Raw genomic sequence first — 24,451 nt, forward strand, 5'->3', positions numbered from 1 at the left:
GCAGGGTCTTGGCCTCGGCCGGCGTGGTGCCGTCGGGCATGGTGATCAGGCGCTCGCGCGGCGTCATGATTTCGCTGACCGGCAGGTCGTAGCGGGTCTCGAAGCGCAGGTCGCGGCCGGTGACGATGCCGACCACCTTGCCGGCGTCGACCACCGGGAAACCGGAAACGCCGAGTTCGTCGGAGAGCTTCATGACCTGGCGGATGGTCGTCTGCGGGCCGATGACCACCGGGTCGCGCAGCACGCCAGATTCGTAGCGCTTGACCTTGGCCACCTGGGCGGCCTGCTCGGCAGCCGAGAGGTTCTTGTGGATGATGCCGATGCCGCCTTCCTGGGCGATGGCGATCGCCAGGCGGGCTTCCGTCACGGTGTCCATCGCGGCCGACACCAAAGGCAGGTTCAGCTGGATGTTGCGAGAGAACTGGGTGGCGAGCGAGGTGTCCTTGGGCAGGACCTGGGAATACGCGGGGACGAGCAGAACGTCGTCAAAGGTGAGCGCTTTGCCTAGGAGGCGCATGGGGTAAAGCTCCAAAAACACCATTGTACCCGCGGGCTTTTGGCGCCCCGTTCCTGCCACAGATCGCTGACCATTCGGTCGCCCAAAGCGACCGTACGCACCAGTGGTCCACACACATGCGGTTTTCTGCCCACCTTTGCACAAAGCGTGCCGCTAAACTGCCCGCCATGGTTCTGTTTCCTCATTTCTCTTGGCGTGCCCTGGCGCTGGCCACCTTGACCACGCTGTCGGCCGGCGCCGCCATGGCGCAGTGGCAATGGATCGATGGCACCGGCAGCCGCGTCTTCAGCGACACGCCGCCGCCTGCGGGCACGCCGGACAAGAACATCCTCAAGCGCCCAGGCGGTGCCCGCCCGACCGCCGCACCAAGCGCACCACCTAGCGGCACGCTCAGCACCGCCAGCACGCCTGCGGCCGCACCCAAGCCCAGCGGCAAGGACAGCGAGCTCGAAACCCGCAAAAAACAGGCGACAGAGGCCGAACAGGCCAAAAAGAAAGCCGAGCAGGACAAGCTCGTCAAGGCCCGCGCAGACAACTGCGAGCGCGCCAGGCGGGCGAAGAACACGGTCGATTCCGGCGTGCGCATTGCCACCAGGAACGCCAAGGGCGAAACCGAGTTCCTGGACGACAAGGCCCGGGCCGCGGAAGCCCAGCGCATCGAGGGTGTTGTCAAGTCCGAATGCGGCCCGTTGCCGCAGGCCGCTCAGTAACCGGCCTTGGAATTCGCTCGGCGCCGGGAGAACAGTCCGGCGCCACGGGCCCCCTGCCCCACGAAGCGCTCGCGACGCGCCACTTTGGGGTCCACCCGCAGATCGCGGTAGACCTCGACCCGGTCACCCTCCCTCAGCACCGCTTCACGCGTTGCCTTGCGGTTCCAGATCCCGGTGGGCAAACCCTGCACTTCTGGATGCAGCTGAATCCAACCCGAGAGCGCCAGCGCCTGTTCAAGGGTGCAAGCCTCCGGCACATCCAGTGCGAGCTGGTGCACGGTTCGCGGCGCGCTCGCATACACCAGCGTGATGTTCATGCGCCGTAGACCTGATCGGCCCGTTTCACGAAGGCATCCACCAGGCTGCCGGCGATCTTGTCGAACACCGGACCGACCAAGGTGGCCAGGGTCTGGCTGGCAAAACCATAGGTGAGCTTGAACTCGACCTTGCAGGCACGTTGCGAACCATCGCCCAGCGGGGTGAAGTCCCAGACGCCCTCCAGGTGCGAGAACGGGCCGTCCACCAGTTCCATCAGCACCTGGCGGTCCTCGACGTGGCGGTTGCGGGTGGTGAAACTCTGGCGCAATCCGCTGATGGCCATGCCCACCTTGGCCACCATGCCATGCTCATCGCGCTCGACCACTTCACTGTGGTCGCACCAAGGCAGGAACTGCGGGTAATGTTGCACGTCGGTCACGAGCGCAAACATTTCGTGGGCACTGTGCCAGAGCAGGACGGACTTCTGGATCGTTTTCATACAATCGGGATCACTTGCCGACACCATCCGGTCACACCTCCGTGCCAGACCGCCGCAAGCTGCCCGATTGTATTGGCCATGGACATTGCGCTCCCTGGCCCCATCTGAAACTCCATGGCCACCAAAAACAGCCCTGCCAACAAGGGCAAACCCGCCGACTCGCGCATCGCCGACAACAAGAAGGCGCTGTTCAACTACGCCATCGAAGAACGCTTCGAGGCCGGCGTGGTGCTGCAGGGCTGGGAAGTCAAGGCGCTGCGCGAAGGCAAGGTGCAGTTGACCGACGGTTATGTGCTGATCCGCGATGGCGAGCTGTTTCTCATCGGCTGCCAGATCAATCCGCTGAACACCGCGTCCACCCACATCAGCCCCGATGCGGTGCGGACCAAAAAGCTGCTGTTGCACCGCGAGCAGATCCGCCGCCTGATCGGCAAGGTCGAGCAAAAAGGCTACACCCTGGTGGCGCTGAACCTGCACTGGAAGAACGGCAAGGTGAAATGCGAGATGGCGCTGGCCAAGGGCAAAGGCGAGCACGACAAGCGCGACACCATCAAGGACCGAGAAGGCAAGCGCGAGGTCGAGCGCGCCATGAAGTCGCGCAACCGTTGACATTTTTTTCGGGCGGCGTGGAATAAAACGCCGCCCCGGGGTGTTCATGGTGGTGCAGGCCTTCTGCATGCCCTCACTGGAGAAACCATGAAACACACCGCAGCCCTCGCCCTCCTGACCCTGTCCCTGCTGGGGGGTTGTGCCTCGATGTACGCCCCTGCCCCGGTGGCCACCGCCAACGGCATGCTGGTGGCGCCCAACCAGATGACGCTCTACACCTTTGACCGCGACGTGGCAGGCAGCGGCAAGTCGGTCTGCAACGGCCCTTGCGCCACCAACTGGCCGCCGCTGATGGCCGCACAAGGAGCCAAGGCCAGCGGGGACTACAGCCTGGTCACGCGTGACGACGGCCAGCTGCAATGGGCCTTCAAGGGCAAGCCGCTGTATCGCTGGATCAAGGACAGCAAACCCGGTGATGCCACGGGCGAAGGGTTCAACGGCGTCTGGCACGTCGCACGGCCCTGACTGATCGGCGCCCCGACGCCACCACGCGCGCATGGACCCGAACGAGCTGCTGGCACACATCCCCGGCTTGCGCCGGTATGCGCGCGCGCTCACCGGCGACGCCTGGGCCGCCGACGACCTGGTGCAAGACACCCTGGAGCGGGCCGTGGCCAAACGTTTGCTCTGGCGCGTGGGCAGCGACCTGCGCGCCTGGCTGTTCACCCTGATGCACCACCTGCACGCCTCGCAGTGGCAGCGCCGCGCCGGTGAGCGTGCCACCGGGCCGGTCATGGATCTGGACGAGGTCCAGGCCGAGCTGGTGGCCCCCTCCCACGCCACCGACCTGGGCATCGATCTGCAGCGCTGCCTGATGCAGCTGCCCGAAGAGCAGCGGGCGGTGCTGCTGCTGGTGACGCTGGAGGATCTGTCCTACGAGGCCGTGGCGCGCATCACGGGGGTGCCCGTGGGCACGGTGATGTCCCGCCTGTCCCGCGCCCGCCAGCGCCTGCAACTGCTGCTGGACGGCGGCGCCGCGCCGGCCGCCGCCGCGCCCCCCACGACTTCCGCGCCGTTGCGGCGTCTGAAATGACGCCGCCGACCCGCCCACCACCATGAACGAAGACGCCCTGCCCCCTGACACCTCGGCCGTGACGGACGACGAGCTGAACACCCTGCTGGATGGCCGCTGCACGGCCGACCAGCGGGCGCGGCTGGAACAGCGGCTGGCGCAGCAGCCGCAGGCGGCCGCCCGCCTGCAGCGCTGGCGCGCGCAGCGCACCTTGCTGCAGGGCCTGCACGCCTCGGTGTTGCAGGAGCCCGTGCCGCCGGCCATGCGCGATGCCGTCCTGCGCGCCAACACCCGGCAGCGGGTGGTGGATCGCTGGTGGCGCTGGGGTGGCATGGCGGCCAGTGTGGTGCTGGCCTTCGGCTTGGGCTGGGTGCTGCGCGGCTCGGGGGCCGGCGCATCGAACGGGCTGGCCCGTGTGGAAGCCGATTTTGTGCGCCAGGCGGGCGTGGCCCATGTGGTGTACACGCCCGAGCAGCGCCACCCGGTGGAGGTGGGCGCGAGCGAGCAGGCGCACCTCGCGCAGTGGTTGTCCAAGCGGCTGGGCAAGCCGCTCAAGCCACCGGTGCTGACGACCGAGGGCTTCGAGCTGATGGGGGGGCGGCTGCTGCCGGGCGCCGAAGGCGCGCGCGCCCAGTTCATGTACCAGCACGCGGACGGCACCCGGCTGACCCTGTACGTGGGCGCGGTGCCGACGGGGCCGGTCAGTGGGGAGACCGCGTTCCGCTTCAGCGACCAGGGCCCGGTGCCGGGCTTTTACTGGATCGACCAGGGCTTTGGCTATGCGCTTTCAGGCGCCTTGCCACGGGGGACGCTGGCCGCACTGGCGACGGCGGTGCACCGCCAGTTGTGACCGGCGGTGGTGAGACGGCCGATTCAGCGCCCCAGATCGCGCAGGGGGTGGGCCGAAGCCGGCCAGGGGCTTTCAAAGAACGGCATCACGTCGCTGGCGGACACGTCCTCGATGCGCGCCGGGTTCCAGCGCGGGCTGTGGTCCTTGTCCACGGCCAGTGCGCGGATGCCCTCGACCGTCTCACTCGCCGCGCCCGGACGCAGGTGGAAACAGCGGCGCACCAGGTCGCGCTCCATGCGCAGTTCGTCGGCCAGGCCCATGGCGCGCGCGCGGCGCACCTGTTCCAGCACCACGCCCAGCATCAGGGGAGACCGCTTGCGCAGCAGGGCGGCGGTGGCGCGGGACCAGTCGTCCGACCCGCCTTCGAGCAGGGCCACCATGGCGCCCACGCTGTCCAGCCCGAACACGCGGTCGATCTCGGCCTGTGGCCAGGGGTGTTTGGCGGGCGCTTTTTGCACATGGTTCAGGCACCAGCGCTCCACCGCTTCACCGCTCTCGTAAGGCGTCTGGCCCAGGCTGTCCCACAGGCCCGCCAGGCGGCCACTGTCCATCAGGGCGTCGGCCAGGCCCACGGTCAGCGCTTCGGCGCCACCGAGCACCTGGCCGGTCAGCGCCAGGTACTCCCCGCTTCGCCCGGGACAACGGCTGAGGAAGTAACCCCCGCCCACGTCGGGGAACAGGCCGATGCCGGTTTCGGGCATGGCGATCTTGCTGCGCTCGGTCACGATGCGCAGGCTCGCCCCCTGGCTGATGCCCATGCCGCCGCCCATGCAGATGCCGTCCATGAAGGCGATGTAGGGCTTGGGGTAGGTGTGGATCAGGTGGTTGAGCGCGTACTCTTCGGTGAAGAAGTCTTCGAGCTCAGGGTTGCCCGACAGCGCCGCCTGGTGGAAGAAGCGGATGTCGCCACCGGCGCAGAAGGCGCCGAACGGCCCCTCCTTGCCGGTGCCGCGGATGACCACCGCCAGCACGTGGGCGTCGTCGCGCCAGGCCAGCAGCGCGGCGGTGATGTCGCGGATCATGCCCAGCGACAAGGCGTTGAGCGCCTTGGGCCGGTTGAGGGTGATGCAGCCGACGCGGCCGCGGACTTCGGTGAGGACGTGGGTCTCGGGGGCGGTGGGGCTCATCATGCGGAATCTCCTCGGCAGGTCAGTGCGGCGTGGCGCCGCTGGCATCGGGCGGAATGATCGGTGACGGCGTTGAACGTGCGCGCCAGGCGAGCACTTCGCTGAGCAGCAGCGCGCCGATGACCACGCTGCCCCCCAGCAGCACCTCGCGGCCCGGCGTTTCGTTGGCCCAGAGCCAGGCCCAGACGATGCCGAAGATCACTTCCAGCAAGGCCAGCAGCGAGACTTCGGGCGCCTTGAGCGACCTTGCGCAGACCACGGCCAGCGCACAGGGAATGGCGAGCTGGACCAGGCCCAGCAGGGCCAGCCAGGCGATATCAGCGGCGGTGGCCGCAAAGGGCAGCGCCAGCGGCAGCGTGGCCGCGGCCGATATCACCGCACCCACCAGCACCGAGGGCACCAGGTCGATGGATTCTCCATGCTGCTGGCTGCGCTGAACCACGGTCCAGTTGATGGCACCGGCCACCGGCACGCACAGCGAGGCCAGCGAACCGAGCACCAGGCCCGAGGCGTTTGCACCCGGGTCGGTGAAGGCGGCCCACATCTGACTGCCGTACATGTAAACAATGCCCAGGCCCGCCGCGACGATCGCGGCCCAGGTGCGCAGCGGCAGGCGCTGGCCGATGAACACCCGCGCCACCAGTGCCGTGAACAGCGGACCGGCGGCCATGATGACCAGCACATTGGCCACGCTGGTGAAGGTCAGCGCCAGCATGAAGGCGGTGAACATCGCGCTCCAGCACAGGCCCGACACCCAGAAGGCTTTGGAGGCCGCCAGCACACCCCAGTGGCGTTCGAGCGCGCCGGCGCTCGCGCGGTTGGGTGCGGTTGTGCCGGCCGTGCGGTCGGCCGCGCGCCACAGCGGCAGAATGACCAGCAGCGACAAGGCCGTGAAGGCGCTGCGCCAGAAGGTCACCTCGAACCGGGCCGCCGATTCCAGCTGGCGCGAGACCACCCCCGCGATGGACCACATCAGCGTGACGGCGACCATCAGGAACACCGCCTGGGTGTGATTCAGGCGGCTGAGCAGCTTGAACGGCATGGCTGTGAGCGATTCCGGGAGGGCGGCCCGGGAGCCGCCCGTCCGTTCAGTCGCGCGAGGCGCGCTTGCGGTCGTGTTCCTTGAGGTAGCGCTTGCGCAGGCGCACGCTCTTGGGGGTGATTTCGACCAGCTCGTCGTCCTCGATGAACTCGACGCCGTATTCCAGCGTCAGGTCGATCGGGGGCGTGATCTTGATCGCGTCTTCCTTGCCGCTGACGCGGAAGTTGGTCAGCTGCTTGGTGCGCGTGGCGTTGACCACCAGGTCGTTGTCGCGGCTATGGATGCCAACGATCATGCCCTCGTACACCGGGTCGTTGGGCTTGACGAACATGCGGCCGCGGTCGTCCAGCTTGCCCAGGGCGTAGGTGAAGATTTCACCGTCGTCCATGGAGATCAGCACACCGTTCTTGCGGCTGGCGATGTCGCCCTTGTGCGGCTCGTAGCCCTCAAAGATGTTGGCGATCAGGCCCGAACCGCGGGTCAGGTTCAGGAATTCGTTGGTGAAGCCGATCAGACCACGCGCCGGGATGCGGTACTCCAGGCGCACACGGCCCTTGCCGTCCGGGATCATGTTGGCCAGCTCGCCCTTGCGCTCGCCCAGGGCCTGCATCACGCCACCCTGGTGCTGCTCTTCGATGTCGGCCGTCACCAGCTCGATCGGCTCGCACTTCTCGCCGTTGATCTCGCGGAACACCACGCGCGGCTTGGACACGGCCAGCTCATAGCCTTCGCGGCGCATGTTTTCCAGCAGGATGGTCAGGTGCAGTTCACCGCGGCCCATCACTTCAAAAATGCCGTCTTCGTCGGTCTCGCGCACGCGCAGTGCCACGTTCGATTGCAGTTCCTTCTGCAGGCGGTCCCAGATCTGGCGGCTGGTCACGTACTTGCCTTCGCGGCCGGCCAGCGGGCTGGTGTTCACGCAGAAGTTCATGGTCAGGGTGGGTTCGTCCACCTTGAGCATGGGCAGCGGCGACGGGTTGGCCGGGTCGGTCACGGTCACGCCGATGCCGATGTCGGCGATGCCGTTGATCAGCACGATGTCGCCGGGGCCGGCTTCGGTGGCCTGCACGCGGTCCAGGCCCTGGAAGGTCAGCACCTGGTTGATGCGGCCCTTGATGGTCTTGCCGTCCGGGCCTTCCATCACCAGCACGTCCATGTTGGGCTTGATCGTGCCCTGGCTGATGCGGCCCACGCCGATGCGGCCCACGAAGGTGGAGAAGTCCAGCGCGGAAATCTGCAGCTGCAGCGGCGCGGCCGGGTCACCGGTCTGCGCCGGCACGTGCTTGAGCACGGTTTCAAACAGGGCCGACATGTTCGGGCCCCACTGCTCGCCAGGCGCTCCCTCTTCCAGCGAGGTCCAGCCGTTGATGCCCGAGGCGTACACCACCGGGAACTCCAGCTGCTCGTCGGTCGCACCCAGGTTGGCGAACAGGTCGAAGGCTTCGTTGATCACCTTGGTCGGGTTGGCACCGGGCTTGTCGACCTTGTTGACCACGACGATGGGCTTGAGGCCCAGGGCCAGCGCCTTCTTGGTCACGAAACGGGTCTGCGGCATCGGGCCTTCTTGCGCGTCGATCAGCAGCACCACGCCGTCCACCATGGACAGGGCGCGTTCGACTTCACCACCGAAGTCCGCGTGGCCGGGGGTGTCGACGATGTTGATGTGCGTGCCTTCCCAGCTCACGGCGCAGTTCTTGGCCAGGATGGTGATGCCGCGCTCGCGTTCGATGGCGTTGTTGTCCATCACCGTGTCCACGACTTTTTCGTGTTCGGCGAAGGTGCCCGACTGCCGCAGCAGCTGGTCCACCATGGTGGTCTTGCCATGGTCCACGTGGGCGATGATGGCGATGTTGCGGATCTGTTTGCTCATGATGTGAGTTCCGGTGAGGTTTCCAGGATGTGCTGTATTTCGATGGGGCTCAGCAGCCGCCCCGGGATGAGTTCGCCACCGCAGGTGTGGCCGCTGCCCAGCAGCACGGGCGCCTGCCCGTCGGGTGCCGGGCCAAACACGGCCACCTGCGGTTGGTCGGGCCAGTCGCCCCGGCGGCGCACGCCGCTGAGGAACCGCCCTGCATTTTCATGGTCCAGCGTGACACGGACATGGCCTGCCAGTAGGGCTTGCACCGGCAGCAGCCGCTCTTGCCGAGCGGCGTCGTCCAGCGCCTCCAGCGCGTCGATGGTGATGCACTGGCTGGCGTCGAACGGACCGGTCTGCACCCGCCGCAGCATGCTGAGGTGACCGCCGCAGCCCAGTGCTTCGGCAATGTCTTCGCCCAGGGTGCGGATGTAGGTGCCTTTGCTGCAAGTCACGCGCAGGCGCAGATGCGGTGCATCGCCCTGCAGTTGCAGGTCCAGCAGCTCCAGGTCGTGGATGGTGATGTGACGGGGCTCGCGTTCCACGGTTTCGCCTTCGCGAGCGTATTCGTAGAGCGGCTTGCCGTCTTTTTTGAGCGCACTGTGCATGGGCGGCACCTGGGTGATGGGGCCCATGAAGCGGTCGAGCACCTCGACCACCTCACCCACCGAGCAGGTCACCGGGCGGGTATCCACCACATCGCCCTCGGCATCGCCGGTGCTGGTCTTCACGCCCAGGCGCACCGTGGTTTCGTAGGTCTTGTCGGCGTCCAGGTGCAGCTGGCTGAACTTGGTGGCGGCGCCGAAGCACAGGGGCAACACGCCCGTGGCGAGCGGATCCAGCGTGCCGGTGTGGCCCGCTTTTTCCGCGCGCAGCAACCACTTGGCCTTCTGCAAAGCCTGGTTGCTGGAGAATCCCAGCGGTTTATCGAGCAACAACACCCCATGCACAGGGCGCCGTTGCACCCTGGTGCGTGGCGCGCTCATCGTCATTCCCCGTCTTTGGAGCGAGAGGCCACGGCCTTGGAGATGAGCGCGTTCATGTCGGCCGCGCGCTCGGTGGTGCGGTCGAACACGAAGTGCAGCGTCGGCACGGTGTGGATGTGCAGCCGCTTGAACAGACCGGTGCGCAGGAAACCCGCAGCGGCGTTCAGCCCCTGCTGGGTTTCTTCCGGGCTGCCGGTCAGCAGGCTGAAGAACACCTTGGCGTGCGCGTAGTCGGGGGTGACCTCGACCGCGTTGATCGTGACCATGCCCACCCGTGGGTCCTTGAGCTCGCGCGCGATCAATTCCGCCAGATCGCGCTGGATCTGGTCGGCGACGCGGAAACCGCGGTTGGGTACGGAGGAAGCCTTGCGTGGCATGTTGAGCCTGTGCCTTACAGCGTACGCGCCACTTCCTTGATCTCGAAGAACTCCAGCTGATCACCCTCGTGGATGTCGTTGTAGTTCTTGAGCTTGATACCGCACTCGAAGCCTTCCTTGACTTCGCGCACATCGTCCTTGAGGCGCTTGAGCGACTCCAGTTCGCCGGTGTAGACCACCACGTTTTCGCGCAGCAGGCGGAAATGCGCGCTGCGGGTGACCGTGCCGGAGGTGACCATACAGCCGGCCACGGTGCCGATCTTGGAAGCCACAAACACGGTGCGGATCTCGGCCGAACCGATGATCTCTTCGCGCTTTTCAGGTGCCAGCATGCCCGACATGGCCGCCTTCAACTCGTCCACGGCGTCGTAGATGATGTTGTAGTAACGCAGGTCCACGTCGTTGCCCTCGGCAAGCTTGCGCGCACCGACGTCGGCCCGCACGTTGAAGCCGATGATGAGGGCCTTGGAGGCGATCGCCAGGTTGACGTCGGACTCGCTGATGCCACCCACGCCGGAGAACACCAGCTGGACCTTGACCTCGTCGGTCGAGAGCTTGAGCAGCGACGCGCCCAGGGCTTCTTGCGAACCCTGCACGTCGGCCTTGACGATGATGGGCAGCACCTTGACTTCGCCGGCCGACATGTCGGTGAACATGTTTTCCAGCTTGGCGGCCTGTTGCTTGGCCAGCTTGGTGTTGCGGAACTTGCCGGCGCGGTAGGTGGCGATCTCGCGCGCACGGCGCTCGTCGGTCATCACCATGAAGTCGTCACCGGCCTGCGGCACTTCGGCCAGACCCTGGATTTCCACCGGAATCGACGGACCGGCTTCCTTGATCGGCTTGCCGTTCTCGTCGAGCATGGCGCGCACGCGGCCAGAGGTCTGGCCGACCAGCACCACGTCGCCGGTCTTGAGCGTACCGCTCTGCACCAGCACGGTGGCCACGGAGCCACGGCCTTTGTCCAGACGGGCTTCGATCACCAGACCCTTGGCCATGGCATCGACCGCGGCCTTGAGTTCCAGCACTTCGGCCTGCAGCAGCACCTGTTCCAGCAGAGCGTCCACGCCCTCACCGGTCTTGGCCGACACGCCCACAAAAGGCACATCACCACCGAATTCTTCGGGCACCACTTCTTCGGCCACCAGCTCGGAGCGCACGCGCTCCAGGTTGATGCCGGGCTTGTCGATCTTGGTCAGCGCCACGACCATGGGCACACCCGCCGCCTTCGCGTGCTTGATGGCTTCCTTCGTCTGGGGCATCACGCCGTCGTCGGCCGCGCACACCAGGATGACGATGTCGGTTGCCTGCGCACCGCGGGCCCGCATGGCGGTGAACGCCTCGTGACCCGGGGTGTCAAGGAAGGACACCATGCCGCGCGGGGTTTCCACGTGGTAGGCGCCGATGTGCTGCGTGATGCCGCCGGCTTCGCCCGCGGCCACCTTGGCACGGCGGATGTAGTCCAGCAGCGAGGTCTTGCCGTGGTCCACGTGGCCCATGACGGTGACCACCGGGGCGCGGGGCAGCAGTTCGGCCTGGTGTTGGCTGGCTTCCTCGTCGGTGAAGGCTTCCGGGTCGTCCAGTGCAGCAATCACAGCGGTGTGGCCCAGCTCTTCCACCACGATCATGGCGGTGTCCTGGTCCAGCGGCTGGTTGATGGTGACCATCTGGCCCAGCTTCATCAGCTGCTTGATGACCTCGGACGACTTCAGGCTCATCTTGTGAGCGAGTTCGGCCACCGTGATGGTTTCCGGCACGTGCACTTCGATGACCTTGGCTTCGGTCGGCGCCACAAAGGAGGACTGACCCGAGTCGCGGCTGTCGCGGTCGCCACGGCGGCCCTTGGGCCCGCTGCGCCAGTTGGAACGGCCCGCGCTGGTGTCGCCACGGGTCTTGATTTCCTTCTTCTTGGCCGCGTCGTCCTTCCAGGTCGACGACAGGGCTTCGGACTTGACTTCCTTCTTGCCTGCGCCTGCGGCAGCACCAGCGGCCGGCGCCGTCTTGGCTCCGGGCGTGCCGGCGGGCTTGTGCAAGGTGCCTTTGATGGCCTTGGGGTCGGGCGTCGGCTCGGGCTTCTTGGCCACCATGGTCCTGGCCGGGGCGGCCATCATGGCGCGGATGTTGGCCGCTTCGGCTTCGGCCTTGCGACGGCGCTCCAGCAGGTCCAGTGCACGCGCTTCTTCCAGCTTGCGGGCTTCGGCGTTTTTCTCGGCCAGCGCACGGGCGGCGGCATCCCGCTCCGCCGCAGCGACACGGGCCTGCTCGGCGGCGGCGTCCTTGGCCGCAACGGCGGCAGCATCGGGGACGGCCGGCGCGGTGGGCGCGGCGGGGGCGCTCTGCGCCACAGCGGCTTCCTGCTGGGCCTTGGCCGCAGCAGCGGCTTCACTGGCGGCACGCGCCTGCTCGGCTTGCGCCTGACGGGCCTCTTCGGCTTCGCGCTCTTCGCGCTTACGGACCAGTTCTTCCTCCTGGCGGCGCAGCAGCTCCGCCTGGCGGCGCGCGTCTTCCTCGCGGCGGGCCAGTTCGGCTTCGTCGACCACAGGCGCAGCCGGTTCGGCCGCCACGGCTTGTGGTTCGGGTGCGGCCACTTCGTCGTCGCGCTTGACGAAGGTGCGCTTCTTGCGCACCTCAACCTGGATGGTGCGGGCGCGGCCGGTGGCATCGGCCTGCTTGATCTCGCTGGTGGACTTCTTCACCAGCGTGATCTTTTTGCGTTCGCCACCCGCGGTGCCGTGGGCGACCTTGAGGTGGTTGAGCAGGGCCTGTTTGTCGGAGTCGGTCACGGCATCGGTGCCGGAAGACTTTCTCAGACCGGCAGCCGACAGCTGCTCCAGCAACAGGGAGGTGGGTTTATTGAGCTCGTTGGCGAGTTCAGCGACGGTGGTGCTTGTCATGGGTTTGGTTCTCCGCTCGGGCCTCCATGGTTCAGTTCGATGCTGGCGTTTCGTCGCCAGTGAACCAATGCGCGCGGGCCTTCATGATCAGTGCCGTGGCGTCCTCGGGGGTCTGACCGGTGATGTCGGTCAATTCATCGGTGGCCAGGTCGGCCAGTTCGTCGCGGGTGTGCACGCCGCCGTCGGCCAGCTTGGCCGCCAGTTCGGGGGTCACGCCTTCGAGGTCGCGCAGGTCCTGCGAGACTTCTTCCACGCTTTCTTCGCGGGCGATTTCCATCGTCAGCAAAGCGTCTTTGGCGCGGGTGCGCAGTTCGTTGACGGTATCTTCATCGAAGGACTCAATCTCCAGCATTTCCTGCAGCGGCACATAGGCCACTTCTTCCAGGCTGGTGAAGCCTTCTTCGATCAGGATGTCGGCGATTTCCTGGTCCACGTCCAGCTTGGCCATGAACACCTTGCGAATACCGTCGGCCTCTTCGGCCTGCTTCTGGGCCGATTCGTCGGCCGTCATGATGTTGATGCGCCAACCGGTCAGCTCGGACGCCAGGCGCACGTTCTGGCCGCCGCGACCGATGGCGATGGCGAGGTTCTCCTCGTCCACCACCACGTCCATGGCGTGGCGCTCCTCGTCCACCACGATGGAAACCACGTTGGCCGGCGCCAGCGCGCCAATGACGAACTGGGCCGGGTCGTCGGACCACAGCACGATGTCCACGCGCTCACCAGCGAGTTCGTTGGTCACGCCGTTGACACGCGAACCGCGCACGCCGACGCAGGTGCCGATGGGGTCGATGCGCTTGTCGTGCGACTGCACGGCGATCTTGGCGCGCGAACCGGCGTCGCGGGCGCAGGTCTTGATCTCCAGCAGGCCCTGCTCGATCTCGGGCACTTCCTGGCGAAACAGCTCGATCATGAAGGCCGGCGCGGAACGGGACAGGATGATGGGCGCGCCGCGCAGCGTCAGGTCCACGTCCATGATCATGGCGCGCACACGGTCACCAGTGCGGAAGTTTTCCTTCGGGATCATCTCGCTGCGCTTCAAGCGGCCTTCAACGCGGCCGCTCTCGACGATCAGGTCGCCCTTGTCCATGCGCTTGACGGTGCCGACAAAAATCTTGTCGCCGCGGCTCATGAAGTCATTGAGCAGCATCTCGCGCTCGGCGTCGCGGATCTTCTGCAGGATCACCTGCTTGGCGGCCATGGCGCCGATGCGGCCGATCGGCACGCTCTCGACCGGCTTCTCGATGTAGTCGCCCTCCTCGATGTCGGCGATCTCGTCGCGGGCATCGGTCAGCAGCTCTTCGGCATCGGGATTCTGCAGGCCGGCCTCGTCGGGCACCACCAGCCAGCGGCGGAAGGTCTCGTAAGAACCGTTGTCCGGGTCCATGGCCACGCGGATGTCCACGTCGCCCTTGTAAAGCTTCTTGGTGGCCGAGGCCAGCGCCAGTTCAACGGCGCCCAGCACCACGTCGCGTTCGACGTTTTTCTCGCGCGAGATGGCATCGATCAGCATCAACATTTCGCGGTTCATATCACTCGCCCACCTTTCCTGACAGATTGTCCAGATACTTCAAAAAAATGCTTGTGGTCCGGCCCATTGGCCAGCACCGTCAACCGTTGTCGGCCGCCGAGCGGCCTTTGAAATTCACCAGCGGCGCCAATCGGGCCTGCTGCAGATCACTCAACTGAAACGTCAGGGCCTGCAACGGCGCCGGCACACGCTTCTTGCTCACGCGCTGACCCGGCTTGGGCGCGGGCTCGTCGCTCCAGACGATCTGCCATTGCTGACCGTCTTCGGCGCGCTCAAGCGTGCCGCGGAATTTTTTGCGGTTGGCCGCCACATCGGTGCCGGTGGCGCCGATCGGCGCCTTGAGCGTGAGGTCCACCACCTGCCCGACAAAACGCAGAAAGTCGTTTTCGGTGCGCAACGGGCGGTCAATGCCCGGCGAACCCACTTCCAGCCGGCGGTAATCCACCGCTTCCACTTCCAGCAGGTACTGCAGCTGGCGGGTCACGGTCTCACAGTCTTCCACCGTGACGAACTGATCGGCCAACACAGGCAGCCCCTCCACGGGCGGCAGCCAGGGCAGATCGATCGTCACCCGCAACAACCCTCCGGCGGATCGTTCGAGATCCACCAGGTCAAAACCCAGTCCGGTGACGGTTTGTGCGACGGTGTCCTGCCAGGCCATCTTGTGCGTTTGCTGCCTTGTGTTGAAGGAGATGTGAGAAGCGATCGGCCAAAAAAAATGGGCCGGTGGTAACCCGCCCATTTGGTCGTGAAGCGCGCATTGTAGCGCGCGCCAACGGCTGATTGCAATATTCAGGCCATCAAATGATCAAATTCCCAGCACCCATTGGATGATGTTCTTGGCCATGAAGCCCAGCATGCCGAACGACAGCACCAGAAACAGGATGAAGGTACCGAATTTGCCGGCCTTGGATTCCAGCGCAAGGTTCAACACGATGAACAGCATGTACAGGATGAACGCGCCGACACCAAAGGTGAGGCCGAACTGCGCGATCTGGGCTTCGGTGTAGCCAAAAACGGTGGCTTGCATGGAATCAGGCATGGGCCGACGAGGCCGCCGGCGTGGGGTGATCGGTCGGCTGTCGGCTGGTCAGGTCGCAGTAGGCGTGCCAGCTGGCGTGGGCCAGCAAGGGGATCAGCACCACCAGACCGGCCAGTGCGGTCAGCATGCCGATGCCCATGACCAGTGCGATCACGACGGCCCACAGGACCATGGGACCCGGGTGCTCGGCCACGCTGCGCCAGCTTTGCGCCACGGCCATGCTCACCGGCACCGAGGTGTCCACCAGCATGGGAATGGCCACGACACTGGAGGCAAACACCGGCGCCGCCAGCAGCGCGCCCAGCAGCAGCCAGACTTCGAACAGCCCGATCTCGCGTGCCAGCACCACGTGCTGCAAGAAGTCCATCGGGGTGCCGATGCGCACCGGTGACCAGAGGGTGATGATGCTCGCCGAGGTGAGCACCCAGCCGGTGCCCGCCAGGCCCAGCAGCAGGCCAAAGCGCACCAGCCGACCGTCGCCGTTGGTCCACAGCTCCATCACCTCGAAGATGTCGACCCGTCGGCCCACGCTCAGGCCACGGCTGACCTGGTACAGCCCGGTCGCCAGGATGGGGGCCACGATGAGAAAGCCGGAAAACGCGCCGGCCAGCACCCAGAACCAGTTCTGCAGCGACCACACCAGGATGCCGCCGAAGGCGGTCAGCATGAACCCGTGGATCAAACCGGGCAGCGGGTTGCGCCGCAGGTCGGCCCAGCCCAGCGCCAGCCAGCGCAGAGGCGACAGCAGGGTCACAGGCATGGGGGCAGGGTTCGCAAAAAAAGCGGAGCGGTCGGACATGCGGATTTCCAGCACAAAACGGAGAAGGTCACCGCGCCGGACCGTGGTTTATAGCCGTACAGCCGGGCGGTGCGGTTGACAAATATCAAGCACACCATACCGCACCCGGCATGCACGCCGAGAGAGGAGGCATCCGGGGCTCAGCTGGCGGCCCGGACCAGTTGCCGGGTGTACGGATGTTGGGGGGCATCCAGCACTTGCAGGACGGGACCACGCTCGACCACCTGGCCGTCTTTCATGACCAGCACGTCGTGGGCCATGGCACGGATCACGTCCACGTCGTGCGTGATGAGCAGGTAACCCAGGCCCCGCTCGCGTTGCAGGCGCTGCAGCAGCCCCAGCACCTGCTGCTGGACCGTCACGTCCAGCGCGCTGGTGGGTTCGTCCAGCACCAGCAGCTGTGGGTCCACGATCAGCGCCCGGGCGATGGCCAGGCGCTGGCGTTGCCCCCCGGAACATTCGTGCGGGTAGCGCTGCAGCCAGGCGTCGGGGGATTCACCGGGCAGCAGAAGGCCCACGGCACGCAAGGCGTCGATCACACGCTCGCGCCGCTGTGGCCGAGCCAGCCCGGCCTGATGCACCTGCAAACCCTCGCCCACGATCTGTTCCACGGTCATACGGGGCGACAGGGACGAGAACGGGTCCTGGAACACCACCTGCACCCGCTGGCGCAGCGCCCGGGTCTGGCCCGCCGCAGCGGCGCTTGCCCAGTCGCTCTGGCCCACGCGCAGTTCGCCGCTGTGCGGCAGCAGGCCCAGGGCCGCCAGCGCCAGCGTGGATTTGCCCGAGCCGGACTCCCCCACCACCCCCAGGGTGCGGCCGGCGGCCAGATCGAAATCGACCTGTTTCACCGCGTCAAAGGCCCCGCGCCGGAACCAGCCGCGCCACCCTGGCAGGGGCACGGGGTAGGCAACCCCCAACCGACGGGCACGCATGGCCGGCGTCTGATCGGCGGCCGCGGGCCGCTCGGCCACATCGCGTTGCGGCCGGCTGGCCAGCAGGCGCCGGGTGTAGGGGTGCTGCGGCGCGGCAAACACCTCGGCCACGCTGCCCTGCTCCACCAGGTGCCCGCGTTCCATGACGGCCACGCGGTCGGCGAAGCGGCGCACCAGGTTCAGGTCGTGGGTGATGAGCAGCACCGCCATGCCGTGTTCACGCTGCAGGTCGGACAGCAGATCCAGGATCTGGCCCCGCAGGCTCACGTCCAGCGCGGTGGTGGGTTCGTCGGCGATCAGCAGCTTGGGGCGGCTGGCCAGCGCCATGGCGATCATGGCGCGCTGGCGCTGACCACCGCTGAGCTGGTGGGGATAGGCCCCGGCGCGGCGCTCAGGCTCGGGGATGCCGGTCGAAACCAGCAGCGCCACCACCTCCTGGCGCGCCTGGGCCGCCGTCATGCCGCGCTTGAGCTGCAGCACCTCGGCGATCTGCTCGCCCACGGTGTAGAGCGGGTTGAGCGCGGTCATGGGCTCCTGGAAGATCACCGCCACTTCATCGCCCCGAACGGCGCGCAGTTCGCGTTCGCTCAGTTGCAGCAGGTCGCGGCCTGCCAGCAGCACCGTACCCCGCACCTGCGCGTTCTGCACCAGACGCAGCAGCGACAGGGCCGACACGGTCTTGCCCGAACCGGATTCACCCACCAGCGCCAGCTTTTCACCCGCCTGGACGGTGAAGCCGATGCGGTGCACCACGTCCACCCCGTTGAACCCCACCTGGAGGTCGCGCACGTCCAGCAGCGGCGTCATGTGTCCTGCTTTCTCGGGTCCAGCGCGTCGCGCAGGGCATCGCCCATGAAGGTGAGCAACAGCAGGGTGATGACCAGCACGGCGAAGGTTGACAACGAAATCCACCAGGCGTCGATGTTGTTCTTGCCCTGGCTGAGCAGTTCGCCCAGCGAGGGGGTGCCCGGCGGCACGCCCAGGCCCAGAAAATCCAGCGAGGTCAGCGCCAGGATGGCCGCGCTCATGCGAAACGGCAGAAAGGTCACCACCGGCGTCAGGCTGTTGGGCAGCACATGGCGCCATATGATCTGCCCGCTGCTCAGCCCCATGGCGCGCGCCGCGCGCACGTAATCCATCTGCCGGTTGCGCAGGAACTCGGCCCGCACGTAGTCGGACAGCCCCATCCAGCCGAACAGGCTCAGCAGCACCAGCAGCAGGCCGATGCTGGGCGAGAGGATGGCCGAGAAGATGATGAGCAGGTACAGCTCGGGCATGGAGCCCCAGATCTCGATGAAGCGCTGGAACGCCAGGTCGGTGCGCCCGCCGAAGTAGCCCTGGATGGCGCCGGTGACGATGCCCAGCACCGTGCCGATGGCCGTGAGCGCCAGCGCGAACAGCACACTGACGCGAAAACCGTAGATCAGCTGGGCCAGCAAGTCACGGCCACGGTCGTCGGTGCCCAGCCAGTTCTCGGCGGTAGGTGCCGAGGGGTTGGGCGACTGTGCAAAGTAGTTCAGCGTCTTCGGCCCGTAGGGATTGGGTGCGTAGACCGCCCAGTTGCCGCCCTTGCCCAACTGTTCGCGGATGAACGGGTCCAGGTAGTCGGTGTTGCTCTCGAAGTCGCCGCCAAACGTGGTTTCCGGGTAGTCGTTCACAAGCGGCCAGTAGGTCTGGCCCTGGTAGCGCACCACCAGCGGCCGGTCGTTGGACAGGACTTCGGCGAACAGGCTGAGCACCACCAGTGCACAAAACAGCAGCAGGCTCCAGTAGCCCAGGCGGTTGCGCTTGAAGCGTTGCCAGGCACGGCGCGAGGGAGACAGGGATACGGTGGTGGCCATCAGTCGAACTTCACCCGGGGATCGACCCAGAGGTAACACAGATCCGACACCAGCTTGGTCACCAGCCCGATCAGGGTGAACAGGTACAGCGTGCCCAGCACCACGGGGTAGTCGCGCCGGATCACGCTCTCATAACTCAGCAGGCCCAGCCCGTCGAGCGAGAACAGCGTCTCGATCAGCAGCGAGCCGGCGAAGAAGGCGCCGATGAAGGCGGCCGGGAAACCGGTGACGATGGGAATCAGCGCGTTGCGGAACACATGCTTCCACAACACCTGTCGCTCCGACAGCCCCTTGGCGCGGGCCGTCATCACGTACTGCTTGCGGATTTCCTCAAGGAACGCGTTCTTGGTCAGCATCGCCGTGACGGCGAAGCTGCCCAGCACCATGGCCGTGACGGGCAGCGTGATGTGCCAGAGGTAGTCCACGATGCGCGCGCCCCAGCTCAACTCGTCCCAGTGGGCCGAGGTCAGTCCGCGCAGCGGGAACCATTGCAGCTGCCCGCCAAAGATGACCAGCAGGGCCACGCCCAGCACGAAGCCCGGAATGGCGTAGCCCACCAGCACGAGCAGGGTGGTGACAAAGTCGAACCGAGAGCCGGCCCGCACCGCCTTGGCCACGCCCAGCGGCACGGCCACCAGGTAGCTGATGAAGAACGACCACAGGCCCAGGCTGATCGACACCGGGAGCTTCTCCACGATCAGCTCGGACACCGCCTTGTTCTGGAAAAAGCTGGTGCCCAGGTCAAAACGCGCAAATTGACCGAGCATCTGCACGAAACGTTCGGTGGGCGGCTTGTCAAAGCCGTACAGCGCCTTGATCTGTTCCAGCCGTTTCGGGTCCACGCCCTGTGCGCCCCGGTACACCGAGCCGCCCTCGGCCCCCGTGCCCTGCCCTGTGCGGGCTTCGGCCAGGTACTGTTCCACCGGCCCGCCCGGCACGAACTGGATGACCACAAAGGTCAGCAGCAACACCCCGAACAGCGTCGGGATCATCAGCAACAAGCGCTTGAGGACGTAAGACCACATAAGACTTCAGCGCCTCCGGTACAGCAGACAGGGTCCTGTCCAGCCAACAGCGTGGAACCGCCCTTCGTCAAGCTCAGGACGGACCACAGGTGTTGCCACTTTGAGGGGATGACGCGCGAAGCGCGGCGCGGGGGTGTTCATGGCTTGCTCCACCAGGTGTCGATGGCCCAGTCCTCGCCAGCCGCGTACGGCGGCATGGTCTCGGGTCGCCCCAGCCGCCAGGCGTTGTAAACCATGCGGTGGGTGCTCGACGACCACTGCGGCACCAGGTAATGACCCTGTGTGATCAGCCGATCGAGTGACCTACAGGCGGCCAGGAAATCGGGGCGGGTGTCGGCCCTGACCATGCGCGCAATCAGCGCGTCGACCGCCGGGCTCTTGACGCCGGCGTAGTTGCCGGAGTCCTCGGTGTCAGCGGCCTTGCTGCCGAACAGGTCGGCGTATTCCGGGCCCGGGTTGGGTGTGCCGCCGAAGGCAATCGAGATGATGTCGAAGTTGAAACCTCTGAGCTGCTGCTCATACAGCGCGAAATCGACTGGGCGGAACTTCAGTGCGATTCCAAGCTTCGCCAGATTCCGCACCCAGGCAGCGGTTGTGCTCGCCCGCCCTTCCGAGCTGTCCAGGTATTCCAGCACCATGGGCTCGCCTTTGGCATTGCGCAGCGCACCGTCGAGCACTGTCCAGCCCGCCTCGCGCAGCAGGGCCTGCGCCTTGCGCAGGTTGCCGCGCAGCGAATCGCTGCCATCGGTGCGCGGCGCCCGGTAGGCCGGGCCGAACACGGCAGGCGGCAGCTGTTTGCGCCAGGGCTCCAGCAAGGCCAGCTCGCCCGGGCCCGGCATGCCCTCGGCCGCACAGTCGGTGTTGCCGAACAGCCCCTGCACCCGCTGGTAGGCGCCGTAGAACATCTGGCGGTTCATCCACTCGTAGTCCATCGCCAGGCCCAGGGCCTGGCGCACGCGGATGTCGGCCAGCATCGGGCGGCGCGTGTTGAGCACATAACTCTGAAAACCGGTGGGCAAGCGGTGGGTGAACTCGGCCTTGACCAGTTCACCGCTGTCAAAGCGTTTGCCATTGACGCGGCGCGCCCAGTCGCCGGCAGAGAAGAACCGCATCAGGTCGAACTCGCCGGCCTTGAGCGCTTCGAGCTTGGCGGTGTTGTCCTTGTAGATCTTGACCGTGATGCGGTCGAAGTTGGCCGTGCCCCGGCGCACCGGCAGGTCGCGCGCCCAATACCGCGGGTCGCGCACATAGGTGATGTCCTTGCCAAAACGCACCGGACCGATCTTGTACGGACCACTGCCGATGGGCGGGTCCATCACCACCTCGTCGAAAGGCTTGCCCTGGCCCCAGGCGCGGCTGAACACCGGCAAGCCCCCCACCGTCAGCGGCAGTTCGCGGTTGGGCTTCCTGAAGCGGAAGCGCACGGTGCGTTCGTCGATCAGGTCCAGGCCCGCCACGTCCTCCAGCACGGTCTTCCACGACGGTGCGGTGTGCGGCCCCATCAGGGTGTCGAAGCTGTGCTTCACATCCGCGGCCAGCACCGGGCGGCCATCGTGAAAACGCGCCTCGCGCCGCAGGCGGAAGGTGGCCGACAGCCGGTCGGGCGCCACGTCCACGTCTTCGGCCAGCAGGCCGTAACCCGATCCGGTCTCGTCCAGCGCGCCCGTCAGCAGCGTGTCGAACATCAGCGTCGAGAGGTAGGCCGGAGCGTTGCCGCGCAGCGTGAAGGGGTTGTATTTGTCGAAGGTGGACACCCGCAGGTTGCTCACCAGCCGCAGTTCGCGGCCCTTGGGCGCCGCGGCGTTCACGTAGCCAAAGTGCGTGAAGCCCGCGGGGTACCGGAGCTCACCCCACAGCGCGTAACCGTGGGCCGCCAGTGCGGCCGGTGCGCCCACCAGCAGGGTCAAGGCCAGGCCGCAGAAAGCGAGCAGCGGGCGGCGCCTGGGCGGGGTGAAGTGCATGCGACAATTCTGCTGGAATTTTCTTTGGAGATAGAACAATGGGTTTTCTCGCTGGCAAGAAACTGCTGATCACAGGCGTGCTGTCCAACCGCTCCATCGCCTACGGCGTGGCCAAGGCTTGCCACCAGCAGGGTGCCGAGCTCGCTTTCAGCTACGTGGGCGAGCGGTTCAAGGACCGCATCACCGATTTCGCTGCCGAATTCGACTCGAAGCTGATTTTCGATTGCGACGTCAGCTCCGACGAGCAGATCGACAAGATGTTCGCCGACCTCTCGCAGGTCTGGCCCAAGTTCGACGGCTTTGTGCACAGCATCGGCTTCGCCCCGCGCGAGGCGATTGCAGGCGACTTCATGGACGGGCTCTCGCGCGAGAACTTCCGCATCGCCCACGACATCAGCGCCTACAGCTTCCCCGGCATGGCCAAGGCCGCCCTGCCCTACCTCAACGACAAAGCCTCGTTGCTCACCCTGAGCTACCTGGGCGCGCTGCGCATCATCCCGCACTACAACACCATGGGCCTGGCCAAGGCCAGCCTGGAAGCGTCGGTGCGTTACCTGGCCGAATCGCTGGGTCCGCGTGGCATGCGCGTCAACGGCATCAGCGCCGGTCCCATCAAGACCCTGGCCGCCAGCGGCATCAAGGACTTTGGCAAGCTGCTGTCGGTGGTGGCCGATGCATCGCCCATCCGCCGCAACATCACCATCGAAGAGGTGGGCAACGTGGCCGCCTTCCTGCTGTCCGACCTGGCTTCGGGCATGACCGCCGAAATCACCTATGTGGACGGCGGCTTCAGCCAGACCGGTGGCATCAGCCGCGACAGCCAACAGGTCGCCTGATCAGCCCGAGAAACGGTGTCGGCCCTAGAAATGCCGTGCGCCCGCCTCCCGCACCCGCCCAGCCGCCGAAAGGCGCTGGGCTTTTTTTGTGCCCTGCTGACCTGCCCGCTGCCACCGGCCGTGGGTGCCCAGCCCCCGGCCCTGATGCGGGCCAACGTGTACCGGCCCGGCATCGACCTGGGCGCGTACTGGTTGAGCGAAAAGTACGACGGCGTGCGAGCCCTCTGGGACGGCCAGCGCCTGCTCACCCGCGGTGGGCAACCCATCGTGGCGCCGGCGTGGTTCACGGCAGGCTGGCCCGCTCAGCCCATGGACGGTGAACTCTGGGGCGGCCGGGGTCGGTTTGAAAACACCGTGTCCACCGTGCGGCAACAGCAGCCGAACGACGCGGCTTGGCGCCAGGTCCGGTTCATGGTGTTCGACCTGCCTGCGCACCCCGGCGTGTTCACCGAACGCCTGCACGCCTACCAGGCGCTGGTCACCGGCCTGCGCATGGCCTGGGTGTTGGCGGTGCCGCAGGAGCGTGTGGCCGACCACACCCGCCTGCTGCGCCGGCTCGACCAGGTCGTGCGCGCGGGCGGCGAAGGCCTGATGCTGCACCGGGGCGACGCCCTCTACCGTGCCGAACGCAACGACGATTTGCTCAAGGTGAAGACGCACGAAGACGCCGAGGCGCGCGTGATCGGGTACGAACCTGGTCGGGGGAAGCACCTGGGCCGCATGGGCGCGCTGACGGTGGAAACGCCCGAAGGCTTGCGCTTTCGCATTGGCAGCGGCTTCACCGACCAAGAACGTCAGCAGCCTCCGCCGGTGGGCAGCTGGGTCACGTATCGGTTCAGGGGACAGCACGACAGCGGTCTGCCCCGGTTCGCAACCTTTCTACGGGTGCGGACAGACGCCGACCTCAACGGCCCGCTGTCTGCCCGGCCCTGAACAGCCTCACATCAGGCGCTGGCTTGCCTGAGCAGGGTGTAAAGCTGGTCCTTGAGGACCAGCTTTTCCTTCTTGAGCTGCTCGATTTCCAGTTGCGTGCCCGGCTCGATGTGGGCTTCCTTGTTCTTGATCCGCTGGTCCAGCTCGTTGTGCTTGTCGAACAGGCGCGTGAAATGAACGTCGTGGCCTTTGAGCTTGCTGATCAGATCGCGGTATTCAGGAAACATGCGGTCCCTCCGGGTCGGTTGATGTACAGCGGGGGCATCGGCCACCCGCTTTCATCTTACGCCCGGTGCCGACCGCCAGCCCCAAAAGCCGTCACTTCTGGACGCAGTCGGCGTAGTAGCGCACCACGCCGTCCGCCCCTTTTTCCTGCACCAGACCGTGGATGTCGGTCTCGAAGCCCGGACACTCGCGCGCGAATTCGCGGTTGAACTTGAGGTAGTCCACGATTTTTTTGTTGAACACCTCGCCCGGGACCAGCAGCGGAATGCCGGGTGGGTACGGCGTCACCAGGCTGGTGGTGATGCGGCCTTCCAGATCGTCGATCGACACCCGCTGCGTGGTCCGGCGCGCGATGTGCGCGAAGGCGTCGCTGGGTTTCATGGCCGGCGTGTGGTCGCTCAGGTACATGTCGGTGGTCAGGCGCGCGATGTCGTACTTGGCGTAGAGCTGGTGCACGTGCTGGCACAGGTCGCGCAGCCCCATCTGTTCGTAGCGCGGCTGCTTGGCGCAGAACTCCGGCATGATCCGCCACATCGGCTGGTTCTTGGCGTAGTCGTCCTTGAACTGCTGCAGCGCGGTCAGCAGCGTGT

The 24,451-nt window shown here is 66.3% G+C and carries 25 protein-coding genes and 1 pseudogene; 7 read left to right on the forward strand and 19 right to left on the reverse strand.

Features of this window, described 5'->3' with window-relative positions; translation table 11 throughout:
- On the reverse strand, positions 1-517 hold a 517-nt coding region (locus RMP09_RS08715; protein ID WP_310565585.1), incomplete at its 3' end, for an IMP dehydrogenase.
- 167 nt (positions 518-684) lie between these two features.
- Here RMP09_RS08715 and RMP09_RS08720 point away from each other — a divergent pair.
- A complete protein-coding gene (locus RMP09_RS08720; protein WP_310565586.1) occupies positions 685-1,227 on the forward strand; it encodes a DUF4124 domain-containing protein in 543 nt (180 codons plus the stop codon).
- Here the strand turns inward: RMP09_RS08720 and RMP09_RS08725 are convergent.
- Together RMP09_RS08725 and RMP09_RS08730 are read right to left on the reverse strand one after the other, a co-directional pair.
- The gene (locus RMP09_RS08725; protein WP_310565587.1) at positions 1,221-1,544 is read right to left on the reverse strand and encodes an RnfH family protein; all 324 of its coding nucleotides are present in this window, start codon (positions 1,542-1,544) and stop codon (positions 1,221-1,223) included. The genes RMP09_RS08720 and RMP09_RS08725 overlap by 7 nt on opposite strands.
- Positions 1,541-1,984, reverse strand: a complete 444-nt coding sequence (locus tag RMP09_RS08730) for a type II toxin-antitoxin system RatA family toxin (protein ID WP_310565588.1) — start codon at positions 1,982-1,984, stop codon at positions 1,541-1,543. Before RMP09_RS08730 ends, RMP09_RS08725 begins: the two co-directional genes overlap by 4 nt.
- A 114-nt stretch (positions 1,985-2,098) precedes the next feature.
- Here RMP09_RS08730 and smpB point away from each other — a divergent pair, with 114 nt between their 5' ends.
- From smpB to RMP09_RS08750, 4 genes are all read left to right on the forward strand, one after another.
- The gene (smpB, locus tag RMP09_RS08735) at positions 2,099-2,593 is read left to right on the forward strand and encodes an SsrA-binding protein SmpB (protein ID WP_310565589.1); all 495 of its coding nucleotides are present in this window, start codon (positions 2,099-2,101) and stop codon (positions 2,591-2,593) included.
- Between the two features lie 87 nt (positions 2,594-2,680).
- On the forward strand, positions 2,681-3,058 hold the full coding sequence (locus RMP09_RS08740) for a hypothetical protein (protein WP_310565590.1): 378 nt from the start codon (positions 2,681-2,683) through the stop codon (positions 3,056-3,058).
- A gap of 31 nt (positions 3,059-3,089) precedes the next feature.
- Positions 3,090-3,626, forward strand: coding sequence for an RNA polymerase sigma factor (locus tag RMP09_RS08745; RefSeq protein WP_310565591.1), 537 nt, complete (start codon positions 3,090-3,092; stop codon positions 3,624-3,626).
- A gap of 22 nt (positions 3,627-3,648) precedes the next feature.
- Complete coding sequence (locus RMP09_RS08750; RefSeq protein WP_310565592.1) at positions 3,649-4,455, forward strand: anti-sigma factor; 807 nt, start codon at positions 3,649-3,651, stop codon at positions 4,453-4,455.
- 23 nt (positions 4,456-4,478) lie between these two features.
- On the opposite strand, the gene RMP09_RS08755 is transcribed toward RMP09_RS08750, so the two are convergent.
- From RMP09_RS08755 to RMP09_RS08820, 14 genes are all read right to left on the reverse strand, one after another.
- Complete coding sequence (locus tag RMP09_RS08755) at positions 4,479-5,582, reverse strand: enoyl-CoA hydratase/isomerase family protein (RefSeq protein WP_310565609.1); 1,104 nt, start codon at positions 5,580-5,582, stop codon at positions 4,479-4,481.
- A gap of 22 nt (positions 5,583-5,604) precedes the next feature.
- Complete coding sequence (locus RMP09_RS08760) at positions 5,605-6,624, reverse strand: DMT family transporter (protein WP_310565593.1); 1,020 nt, start codon at positions 6,622-6,624, stop codon at positions 5,605-5,607.
- Between the two features lie 46 nt (positions 6,625-6,670).
- On the reverse strand, positions 6,671-8,494 hold the full coding sequence (gene typA, locus RMP09_RS08765; RefSeq protein WP_310565594.1) for a translational GTPase TypA: 1,824 nt from the start codon (positions 8,492-8,494) through the stop codon (positions 6,671-6,673).
- Entirely contained in the window at positions 8,491-9,465 is a 975-nt protein-coding gene (gene truB / locus RMP09_RS08770; RefSeq protein WP_310565595.1) for a tRNA pseudouridine(55) synthase TruB, read from the reverse strand. The genes typA and truB overlap by 4 nt, the downstream gene beginning before the upstream one ends.
- A 2-nt stretch (positions 9,466-9,467) precedes the next feature.
- A complete protein-coding gene (gene rbfA / locus RMP09_RS08775) occupies positions 9,468-9,842 on the reverse strand; it encodes a 30S ribosome-binding factor RbfA (protein ID WP_310565596.1) in 375 nt (124 codons plus the stop codon).
- 14 nt (positions 9,843-9,856) lie between these two features.
- On the reverse strand, positions 9,857-12,733 hold the full coding sequence (gene infB / locus RMP09_RS08780) for a translation initiation factor IF-2 (RefSeq protein WP_310565597.1): 2,877 nt from the start codon (positions 12,731-12,733) through the stop codon (positions 9,857-9,859).
- Positions 12,734-12,764: 31 nt separating this feature from the next.
- Positions 12,765-14,264, reverse strand: coding sequence for a transcription termination factor NusA (gene nusA, locus RMP09_RS08785; RefSeq protein ID WP_310565598.1), 1,500 nt, complete (start codon positions 14,262-14,264; stop codon positions 12,765-12,767).
- A 79-nt stretch (positions 14,265-14,343) separates the two neighbouring features.
- Entirely contained in the window at positions 14,344-14,925 is a 582-nt protein-coding gene (rimP, locus tag RMP09_RS08790; RefSeq protein WP_310565599.1) for a ribosome maturation factor RimP, read from the reverse strand.
- Between the two features lie 147 nt (positions 14,926-15,072).
- Complete coding sequence (locus RMP09_RS08795) at positions 15,073-15,294, reverse strand: DUF2788 domain-containing protein (RefSeq protein ID WP_310565600.1); 222 nt, start codon at positions 15,292-15,294, stop codon at positions 15,073-15,075.
- A 4-nt stretch (positions 15,295-15,298) separates the two neighbouring features.
- Positions 15,299-16,066: a DUF2189 domain-containing protein gene (locus tag RMP09_RS08800; RefSeq protein WP_310565601.1), complete on the reverse strand. Its 768-nt coding sequence runs from the start codon at positions 16,064-16,066 to the stop codon at positions 15,299-15,301.
- A 179-nt stretch (positions 16,067-16,245) separates the two neighbouring features.
- Positions 16,246-17,847, reverse strand: a complete 1,602-nt coding sequence (locus tag RMP09_RS08805) for a dipeptide ABC transporter ATP-binding protein (RefSeq protein ID WP_310565602.1) — start codon at positions 17,845-17,847, stop codon at positions 16,246-16,248.
- Positions 17,844-18,881: an ABC transporter permease gene (locus RMP09_RS08810; protein WP_310565603.1), complete on the reverse strand. Its 1,038-nt coding sequence runs from the start codon at positions 18,879-18,881 to the stop codon at positions 17,844-17,846. The genes RMP09_RS08805 and RMP09_RS08810 overlap by 4 nt, the downstream gene beginning before the upstream one ends.
- The gene (locus tag RMP09_RS08815; RefSeq protein ID WP_310565604.1) at positions 18,881-19,906 is read right to left on the reverse strand and encodes an ABC transporter permease subunit; all 1,026 of its coding nucleotides are present in this window, start codon (positions 19,904-19,906) and stop codon (positions 18,881-18,883) included. Before RMP09_RS08815 ends, RMP09_RS08810 begins: the two co-directional genes overlap by 1 nt.
- Before the next feature lie 137 nt (positions 19,907-20,043).
- Positions 20,044-21,867 carry an extracellular solute-binding protein gene (locus RMP09_RS08820; RefSeq protein ID WP_310565605.1) on the reverse strand — a complete coding sequence of 608 codons (1,824 nt, stop codon included), beginning with the start codon at positions 21,865-21,867 and terminating at the stop codon, positions 20,044-20,046.
- 38 nt (positions 21,868-21,905) lie between these two features.
- Between RMP09_RS08820 and fabI the strand changes: the two genes are divergently transcribed.
- Complete coding sequence (gene fabI, locus RMP09_RS08825) at positions 21,906-22,703, forward strand: enoyl-ACP reductase FabI (RefSeq protein WP_310565606.1); 798 nt, start codon at positions 21,906-21,908, stop codon at positions 22,701-22,703.
- A 30-nt stretch (positions 22,704-22,733) separates the two neighbouring features.
- Complete coding sequence (locus tag RMP09_RS08830; protein ID WP_409559703.1) at positions 22,734-23,636, forward strand: DNA ligase; 903 nt, start codon at positions 22,734-22,736, stop codon at positions 23,634-23,636.
- Between the two features lie 11 nt (positions 23,637-23,647).
- Here the strand turns inward: RMP09_RS08830 and RMP09_RS08835 are convergent, their stop codons facing one another.
- Together RMP09_RS08835 and RMP09_RS08840 are read right to left on the reverse strand one after the other, a co-directional pair.
- On the reverse strand, positions 23,648-23,863 hold the full coding sequence (locus tag RMP09_RS08835) for a YdcH family protein (RefSeq protein ID WP_310565608.1): 216 nt from the start codon (positions 23,861-23,863) through the stop codon (positions 23,648-23,650).
- A 91-nt stretch (positions 23,864-23,954) separates the two neighbouring features.
- Positions 23,955-24,451 (reverse strand): annotated as a pseudogene (locus RMP09_RS08840) (lysine decarboxylase); the annotation flags it as partial.

The organism is Hydrogenophaga sp. (assembly GCF_031426985.1).
Classification (GTDB): Bacteria; Pseudomonadota; Gammaproteobacteria; order Burkholderiales; family Burkholderiaceae_C; genus Hydrogenophaga.